Below are 9,121 nucleotides of genomic sequence, written 5' to 3'. Positions count from 1 at the left end.
ATTCAGGACTGGCGGATGACTTACAACCACCGCCGTCCGCACAGCTCTCTTGGAGGGTTGACGCCTGCCGAATTTTCGACTCAGTGTGCTTCCGTTCCAGAGAAGGTTCCGCCTACGGCTCCACCTTACTCCTCCACTCCAGCACACTGACTTACTTACCTAACCCCAACTCTCATAAGCCTGGTTCAAACTTCGGGGGCATTTCAGTTACTTAGCTTTCTTGTTTTGCTTCCGCGGCTTCTTCTGCAAAGTCGGAGTTTCGAGTCCGTCGTCTGGCTGATTCCACAACCGGTACGGATCGTCCAGTCTTCGCATTTCCGCGAGCAACAAAGCTTCCATTTCGGCCAGCTTCTCCGCGTATTCCGGGTTCTCTGCGAGGTCTTGATCGAGAAACTCGTTGGGGTTTTCGGCCAGATTGAACAGCTGAGTCTCGCGAACTTCTCCATCGAGAACGTCGTACTTGATGAGCTTCCAGTCGCCGTGCTTGACTGCTCGCATTCCCGGTTTGGTTCCTCCGGAATAAGTTCCGAAGAGAGTGTCTCGAACGGTTTGTTCTTCTCCCGTGAGAACCGGTTTCAAGCTTTTGCCTTCGACCGTATCAGGAATTTCAATGCCCGCGAAATCGCAGAGAGTTGGAAGCGAATCGAGCAAGTAGGCGTTTCCGACGGCGCGACCGGGTTTGATTCCCGGCCCTTTGACGATGTAAGGAACTCTCCATGTGTGCTGATAGAGATTTTGTTTTCCTTGAAGTCCATGGCGACCAATCGCCATCCCATGATCGGCGGTGTACACGATATATGTGTTGTCGAGTTCACCCATCGCTTCAAGTTTTTGCAGAACCTTTGCGATCTGGTTGTCGATGTTCTCGTTACAAGCAAATTCGCGGCCCAATTCATTTCGGATGGTCGTTTCATCGCGACGTTCCCAGACACCCGAGACTGCGACTTCGTCTCTCAGCCCTGGATGACCGTGATGAAACGGATGCTCAGGAAGATAATTCACCGGCAACGGTGGCTGTTTGTCATTTGATGGAGGTAACCAGTCTTTGTCCTTGTGGTTGACCGCTCCATACTTGGCGAGCAATTCCTCAGTTCCGTCGCGTGTATCGTGGGGATGAGAGAATCCGAAGTAAATCAGAAATGGATCTTCATCGTTTGCGCTCTGTCGTTCATCGAGGTACTCGAGGACTTGCTTGCCATGCCAGGCACTGCCGGTTTCTTCCGTTCCGCCGCGTTTGGTCGCATCGCGAACGACTTGAAATTTCTGGTTGGCGTCGTTGTAGCTGTTGCCTCTTTTGCAGGTTCGCATCGTATCGTATCCCGCCCTGTTGAAGACCTCAGCCATCACATTGTCGAGGATATTATCCGGGCAGTTCTTTCCGGATTGCCAGTTCGGAAGATGCCAGACAGTTCGGCCAGTCATCACCATGTGACGCGACGGTGTGCAAACTGCTCCACTGAACGAACCCATATGGTAGGCGCCATCAAGGACCATTCCTTCGGCAGCGAGTTGGTTAATCGTCGGCGTGTCGCAAATGGAATTGGGATCGTAGACCTTAAGGTCAAATGGTGATTGATCATCGACGACAATAAATAAAATGTTCGGTCTCTTCTCCTCAGCAGGAAGTTCACAGACGGACAAGACGGCAATGAGTACGGCGAGGGCTGCGCAAACTCGTTTCATAAGCTCGGGTTCCTTGATCTGCGGGAGGGAAATTCCTGAATGACGGCTCCAGAGTGCGAAGTGGACGAACTCCGGAGCAGTCGATATCAGCCTTGAAAGGATTCCTGACGTTGGCCTCATTGAATTTAACGAATTTCAATCGCCGCGTGGACCGTTCAACGAGAATTGATGCGATCGTTTGCGGTCGATTGAAATTCGTGGGGCGTCCGACTTCCTTTTCATGCTTTCTGGGCAGTTGGAGAACTGATCAAGAATGAGTCGTCAGAATGTTTCGCAATACCGGTTCGAAGGCATCTGCCTGACGGTAAAAGCCGAGATCGCTGGGATGAGAACCATCCGTTGTGTCTTCGCGGTCTTCTCCCAAAAGGCTCTCTCCATCCAGATAGAAAAGTTGGTCGTCGCCTTCTGCTTTCAATGTCTCGAAAGCAGACTGCAATGCAGCACGCGCTTGTTCGTGGCGTTCTTGCCGTTCTGCGTAGAACGGTGTGTTGGCGTAAGTGCGGTCTTCTACGAGAAGGATCGGTGTCTGGGGGCGCGCTTTGCGGAGTTGTCGGACGAGTGGAACCGCTCGCTCTTCGACCAGAGATCCCACCATGTTGGGGAGGCAGTCGATCACATAGACTGAAGGATCGAGTTCTACCAGAAACTGACCGACTTCTTTTTCCATTCGACCGTTTCCGGAGAATCCGAGATTGATCACCGGTTGGTTCAATCGTCGGCCGAGAATCGCCGGATGCGGCATTCCGGGACGTGACGCGCACGCTCCATGTGTTATCGAAGTTCCGTAAAAGACGATCGGCTTTTCCGTTCGCGGTTCGATTGGTTCAAACGACGCCCCTTTCGGAACTCCAATCTTCAGCGACTCAGTTCCGTTGTACAGCGGAAGATAAACGTAAAACTCGCGTTCCCCGGGAATGATTCCCGAACACATCTTGGTGACGACATGTTGAGTCGCTGGTTTAACGACCGAAAGCCAGCGAAGGTCACCTTGTTCGTCCTGTGCATAAAGGTCCAGTCCACTCACTCCCGTTGCAGGCATGTGTGGCATTGCGAGTTTCGGCGAAGTGACTGCATAGTCAGCGGAAATGTCTGTCGCATCGGTCCGAAATCGGACGAGCATCCCCGCTGAATGTCGACTGAGGTTCCAGACATTGCTTCGCACAACACCCTCAGCCCGAGCTGGGAGGCGATCAAAGTATTTTGCTGTGTCGTCCCAGCCCTTGCCTTCGATTCCCCAGTCACGCACATCGTGCCACGCAAGCTGCGATGAGGGACTTTTCGACTGCGCCCAAGCGGAAAGTGTCAATGAACTGGCTGTCGCGAGACCGGCGACCTGAAGAAATTGACGGCGAGAGACTTCGGGTCGACTCATGAAAGCATATCCTTAGGATTCGAGAAATTAATAGCGCTTAACACTACGAGTTATTATAAAAGTGTTATAGAGGTGAGATCGGGGTGGCAAAATTCTTTAAGCATCGATCTCAAAGACAGCCAGTTGCGGAAGATGATCACTAAGAGCGAACGAGTTCTCATCTCGAATGTTGAGGCGAAACGCCCCTTCGAATAAGGGGCGTGATTCACGGATTTGTTGCGAAATTGGGCCGTGAGCCATCACGTAGTCGATTCGGTATTTTGGGATGTCCGATTTAATCGTCAGCCCATCCCCTTCTCCGACTTGGGCGAATGTGTCGTGCCAACCGGCTTCCATCCAAAGCTTGTATTCTTCTGTGTCCGGATTGTGATTCAAGTCGCCAATTAACAGCATCGACTGTCCGGATTTCAGATCTTCTTGCATCGCGTCCAACATTGCCCGGATCTCTTTGAGTCGGATCGTCGGATCCGCAACTGGATAGAGATGAGCGGAGTGAACAATCAATGGTCCGAAACCGGGAAGCTGAATTGTCCCGCGTCCCCAGTGTCGGGTGAAAAGGTCTTTCGGACGTTCGAAGCCTAGCGGAACGTTTTCTGAGTCGGTGATTTCGTATCGGCTCAACAGGGTTCCCGGCCAGTTTCCTCCGCTTGGAAATCGAACGTGATGCATTTTTAAGCGTTCAGCAATCTGGCGGGTCAATTTCTCATCGGGCGACTCGGAGAAGTTAATGATATCGGGATCGTATAACGACAATTCCATCGCGAGACGCTCTGCCATCTGATCGTTCGCGACTGCTCTCTTCGCTAAAGGCCGATCAGCCGGCCATCCTTTGCACGCATAGATGTTATAGGCGATCACTCGGAGTGTTCGTTTGTTGCTCGTTTGAGCAAACAATGGAACGCCTGCTGCAAGAAGACTTGCCGATCCAAGTGCCGAACAGAAGCTGCGTCTTGAGATGATCATGGAATCGCTTCCACTAAGAGGATTCGTCAGAGAAAAAACAACGCATGTTTTCAGGTGTGTCGTCGGATTTCGTGCAGTGGAAATCGTTGACGTCAGGCAGCGGTGTCACACTTCGTGGAAGTGGTCGCACCGTGTTTCCAGTGAGGTTCAATTCAGCTACGGTAGAGGGGCGTGTTGCTCCATGCAAGACATAAGGCTTGTGCAACTCTCAAAGCCGTTTTATGTGAACCTGATTGTTGTTCCCGTTCGCGATGCTCAACTGTTCGTTAAAGAGACCATGGGCACCGGTGAAGTGAAGTTCGCGATTTCAATTGTGCTCAAGGAGATCCTGTCATGAGAAGTTCATTGAGATGGCCACCATCGTTGATTGCAAAATGGTTTTTCCTTCTGGTTTTGTTCGTTGGCGTTGTTTCAACGTCGTTGTTATGCACCTCGGATGCTTGTGCAAGTGAACTTCACCGAACGAGTGGAGTTCTGGGAGAAGGAACGAGTTGGTCGATTCCGTGGTATTCGATTGAGTCCGACGAGGACGGGCCGACTGTTCTCGTGACTGGAGGCATGCACGGCAATGAACCGGCTGGCAGCGCGGCGGCCGGGCAGATTCGGCATTGGAACATTGCTCGTGGGAAGCTTGTCGTCATTCCAAGCTTGAATCGTCTGGGATTGGATGCCGAAATGCGATGGTTTCCCGTTCATAGAAACGATCGTTCACTCAGAGATCTCAATCGCAATTTCCCCAAGCTTGAAAATCTTCAGCCACGGACTCTTCTGTGTGAAACTGTTTGGGAATTCGTGGAATCAGAGCGCCCGGATTTTGTGTTCGATCTCCACGAAGGGTTTGATTTTCCTACGTCGAATTCCAAGTCGGTTGGGTCGAGTGTCATTTTCTCTCCTTCGGATGAACAACATCACCTTGCGCAGAAGATGCTTGACGCAGTGAACGAGACCGTCGATGACGACACCCGTCGCTTTGTCCCGCTATCACGCAACGGAGCTGCACAGGGAAGCCTTGTGAGAGCCTGCGCCGACGTGTTGGGAGTGCGGAGTTTTATTCTTGAGACCACCTTCAAGGAACAGCCGCTTTCATTCAGAACCTTTCAACACCGTGTCATGGTCTCGACGGCGCTGAAGGAAATCGGACTTCTCGACTCCGACTCGACGGATCGAATGACGTCGTCCTTGGAACACCATCGGTTGTCGGTTGGACTCTTTGACGCAGCGGGAACGACGGCGAAGGGATTGAAGAACGTTTCTCAATCATTTGATTCCGAGGAATTCGAACTGGTTCGTATTGGGCCTCACGATCTCTCTGCTTCAACGCTGTCTCAATTCGATGTTTTGATTTTTCCGGGAGGAAGCGGAAGTCGCCAAGGTCGAGCGATTGGTTCGGATGGGCGAGAGGCGATTCGGAAGTTTGTGAAAGATGGCGGCGGAGTCATCGGAATCTGTGCGGGAGCGTATCTCTGTTCAGCCCACTATGACTGGTCGTTGCACATCATCAACACTTCCGTCTTCAACGAGACAATCGAAATTCCGGGTGTGGGCAGAAAATCTATGTGGTATCGAGGCGGTCCTTCGGATGTCGAGATGGAACTGACTTCCGAGGGGGAAGAGATTTTCAGCCAGTCGAATCGTCTTGACGTTCGATATCAGAATGGACCGATCATGGACGTCGGCCCGGATGACCATCTTCCGGAATGGACTCCCCTCGCCTGGTTCCGCTCAGAAGTGGTTCGGTATGAGCCTCAGGAAGGAACAATGATTGACAGCCCGGCAATCATCGCGGCCCCTTTCGGCAATGGTCGAGTGATGTGTATTAGCCCCCATCCGGAAGCGACACCGGGTCTCGAAAACATTATCACAGAAGCTGTGAAGTGGTCGGCACAGCGAGACGGTTCGCATACGGCTTCTGAGCCTGATTCCCAGTTGGAAGAGGCAAGTACGTCTCCAGCTCAAGAGTGAATTCAAAGAATCGCTTCGAGAGAAGTAAAAGAAATTGTTAGCTGCAGTTTTATTCGGTCAACTGGAGTCGATTCAGCAGGAGCCCGAATGAGTTTCAGGTCTCATTAATTAACTTTCAATAATTCTTATAAAGAAGCAACCTTAGTCAAAGGTCGAAGAATGCACGCGCTGATCACTGGGAAGTTTCGAAGTCTTGAAGGATCGCTGAGGCTGTTGCGACTTGGAGTTCTTGCTTTGATGGGCTTCATCGCGTTGAGCACTTTTGATGGCGAAGAAGGAGTCGCTCAGTCGTCTCGGTTTGCTCCTCCGATTGAATCTCCTGAGATTGGAGACGACGGTCGCGTCACGTTCCGAATCCGTGCGGAAAAGGCCGATTCTGTTCGACTGACGAGCAGCGATATTCCCAATGTCGGTCGCGGCGTTGAGATGAAGGAGAATGGTGAAAGCATCTGGGAAGTGACAGTTGGCCCGGTCCCATCCGGTGCGTATCGCTATCGGTTTGATTTGGACGGTGTCGCAGTGAATGACCCCGTCAACAATCTGACGAGCGAATCGAACAGTTCGACTTCAAGTCTTCTGATTGTCCCAGGGAGTTCCTGGATGGATGTCCGCGACGTCGAACATGGAAGCGTCGCAGATGTGACTTATCAGTCTTCATCGCTGGGTCGAGCGAGAAGAATGCACGTCTATACTCCTCCCGGATACGAACGCGGAACCGATGAGCAGTACCCGGTTTTTTATCTGCTGCATGGAGCAACTGACAGCGATGACTCGTGGACAAGTGTCGGTCGGGCAAGCTTTATCTTGGATAACCTGATTGCTTCAGGACATGCGGAGCCAATGATTGTCGTGATGCCGAATGGTCATACCGGGCGTTTTCAGTTCCGAAGAGATGGGCTTCGGATGGACGAATTTACGCGTGACTTCGAGGAAGACATCGTTCCATTCATTGAGTCGCACTACCGCGTGAAATCCGGTCCGGAACACCGTGCAATCTCCGGGCTGTCGATGGGGGGAGCACAGACGCTCAACATTGTCATTCGAAACCTTGAGGGTTACGGATACGTGGGCGTCTTCAGTTCGGGAGTCTTCGGAATTACGAATCCGCAGCCTGAGGAGAATTCTGGCCCGTCGTGGGAGGAGCAGCATTTAGATGTTCTGGACGATGCGTCGGCAAAAGAGCACTTGCAGCTTGTGTGGTTTGCCATTGGTAAAGAGGATTTCCTGTTGGAAACCTCACGCGCAACAGTGGCGATGCTCAAGAAGCATGGATTTGACGTCATTTATGAGGAAACAGATGGCGGGCATGTCTGGAAAAACTGGCGCGAGTATCTCCACACCTTTGCTCAGAATCTGTTTCGTGAGAACGACAATCCCGTGACCCTCGATGCTGAGTCGACAGACCAATAAAATGTTGAGAACTCGGTTCTGTCATTACGCTCACACGAGTTGTTATCTTTAACTCGTGTGAGCGATACAGACGGGCGAATATGAGAGCTGAGTGTTTAAGATTGAAACGTCTCATCCGATCAGATTGTTCGGAGACTATTGCAAGTTAAATGTCAGGACTTTCTGGAGGACCTTTAGCTTTTTATGACGTTACTTCCAGGCAGACTGAAGTTCGCGGATTCTTAAGTCGTGGATGACTGCACTTCCGCCGATGCTGTGGATGGACAGCTTCTCCTGTTGGATCGGAGAGATATAGTTCGCTGAAAACGTTTCTCCACCGAAGGCGTAGGTCTCCACGGAGAGTCGATCGACGAGCACTCTCAAATGAATTTTGCCATCACGTTCAGTGAGTTGATCCAGGCAGATCTCTTCACGGCGTTCACCACTCTCGGAAATGCCATTGCAAAGGAGTTGGTGCTTGTCGGAGACGAAACGAAGTTGAGTTCGCGGCAGATTAAAAACAACTTCGTCCGCTACGCCGGGGCTGAAAGTGATTTCCAGATCGATCAAATCGAGATTCTGTAAACCGTCGAGCGGGTTAACGCCCTCTTGCAGCGACAGGTTCTCAAACTGATGAGTCTCACTGACGAGTGTTTCGATTTCTGAAATCGGAGAACAGAACAGGCGGACTCCGTTGGGAGTCGACTTCAATTCAAGTTCAACAGGAAACGCCATTTGCTGATTGTGAGGGACGTCAAACAGCTTCGCTGAGTTTGGACCGCCTCGCATCCATCCGATCTGCACAGCACGGCCGTTCGGTGCCTGATTGAATGTCTGAGCTGCATAATAACTGCCGCGGGCGTTCTTGAGTGTGTCGCTCTCTACATGAAACTCCTTGCCGTCAAACGTCCCGATTTCATAATCGAAGCTGGCATCGTAGATCACGCATTTGACGTTTTCAGGATCGCCGTCGACTGGAAGAAAGACGACATCCATGCACTCAAACGCCCAGTCTCGCATCAGGTCAGACGCGAATTCCCAGTCGACGAGATTCGTTGAGGTGAACCATCTGACACGCCCAGGATCTCGTTGAACCCAGAGTGACATCACCCATTTTCCGGAAGCTTCGTGCCAGAAGACTTTCGGGTCCCGTTCTCCATTGTCAAATCCCTGGTTGTCGACGATCGCACGACCATCGTTCCAGTACGTCCAGGTAAGTCCTCCGTCCGTGCTGTAGGCCATCGCTTGATAGAACGAAGGAGGCGCTGCGAACGTGAAAAACGCACAGATGGTCTTGGTGTCTCCGACTTGTTTCCCCAGGCTGTTGTTATGATCAATCACAGCTGTTCCGGAAAAGATCGTTCCTGAACGTCGATCGACACGATACGGAAGGAGTGCGTGTTCGAGTTGTTTCCAATGGATCATGTCCTCACTGATCGCATGGCCCCACGTCATGTTGCCCCATTCGGTGCCATTCGGATTGTGTTGGAAGAATAGATGATAGTTTTTCCCGTCAAACACCATTCCGTTCGGGTCGTTCAGCCAGTTCTTCTTTGAGACGAAGTGAAATTGCGGGCGGAATCGCTGGTCATAAGAGGTTTCGGGATAGCTCGAGGGTTTCACCCTAGCAGCCCGTTGAACATTGCGGACTTCTGAGTAGCAGTCTGAGTTTTGGTTGGTTGCCATTGAGTGAGGTCGTGCTTGTTTTGAAGTGCCGGAAGTTGCTTTCGATGGCTCGGGAGAGACTTTGAA

The 9,121-nt window shown here is 51.5% G+C and carries 8 protein-coding genes; 4 read left to right on the top strand and 4 right to left on the bottom strand.

Annotated features, from left to right (window positions below):
* Positions 1–150, top strand: a complete 150-nt coding sequence (locus KOR42_RS28030; RefSeq protein WP_390620899.1) for an integrase core domain-containing protein — start codon at positions 1–3, stop codon at positions 148–150.
* Between the two features lie 57 nt (positions 151–207).
* Here the strand turns inward: KOR42_RS28030 and KOR42_RS25055 are convergent, their stop codons facing one another.
* From KOR42_RS25055 to KOR42_RS25045, 3 genes are all read right to left on the bottom strand, one after another.
* Positions 208–1,683, bottom strand: coding sequence for a sulfatase-like hydrolase/transferase (locus KOR42_RS25055; RefSeq protein WP_146512547.1), 1,476 nt, complete (start codon positions 1,681–1,683; stop codon positions 208–210).
* Positions 1,684–1,930: 247 nt separating this feature from the next.
* Positions 1,931–3,055 carry an SGNH/GDSL hydrolase family protein gene (locus KOR42_RS25050; protein ID WP_146512546.1) on the bottom strand — a complete coding sequence of 375 codons (1,125 nt, stop codon included), beginning with the start codon at positions 3,053–3,055 and terminating at the stop codon, positions 1,931–1,933.
* 96 nt (positions 3,056–3,151) lie between these two features.
* Positions 3,152–4,018, bottom strand: coding sequence for an endonuclease/exonuclease/phosphatase family protein (locus KOR42_RS25045; protein ID WP_146512545.1), 867 nt, complete (start codon positions 4,016–4,018; stop codon positions 3,152–3,154).
* A 181-nt stretch (positions 4,019–4,199) separates the two neighbouring features.
* Here KOR42_RS25045 and KOR42_RS27145 point away from each other — a divergent pair, with 181 nt between their 5' ends.
* From KOR42_RS27145 to KOR42_RS25035, 3 genes are all read left to right on the top strand, one after another.
* Entirely contained in the window at positions 4,200–4,355 is a 156-nt protein-coding gene (locus KOR42_RS27145) for a hypothetical protein (protein ID WP_197441571.1), read from the top strand.
* Positions 4,352–5,980, top strand: coding sequence for a BPL-N domain-containing protein (locus tag KOR42_RS25040; RefSeq protein ID WP_146512544.1), 1,629 nt, complete (start codon positions 4,352–4,354; stop codon positions 5,978–5,980). Before KOR42_RS27145 ends, KOR42_RS25040 begins: the two co-directional genes overlap by 4 nt.
* A 159-nt stretch (positions 5,981–6,139) precedes the next feature.
* Complete coding sequence (locus tag KOR42_RS25035; protein WP_146512543.1) at positions 6,140–7,390, top strand: alpha/beta hydrolase-fold protein; 1,251 nt, start codon at positions 6,140–6,142, stop codon at positions 7,388–7,390.
* Between the two features lie 189 nt (positions 7,391–7,579).
* Here KOR42_RS25035 and KOR42_RS25030 read toward each other — a convergent pair.
* Positions 7,580–9,121 (bottom strand): glycoside hydrolase family 32 protein (locus tag KOR42_RS25030; protein ID WP_231741123.1); only part of this gene is annotated, 1,542 nt, incomplete at its 5' end.

This window comes from Thalassoglobus neptunius, assembly GCF_007859735.1.
Lineage (GTDB): Bacteria > Planctomycetota > Planctomycetia > Planctomycetales > Planctomycetaceae > Thalassoglobus > Thalassoglobus neptunius.
Note: the sequence above shows the minus strand (reverse complement) of the source record. Positions and strands in the feature narration are given on the sequence as shown.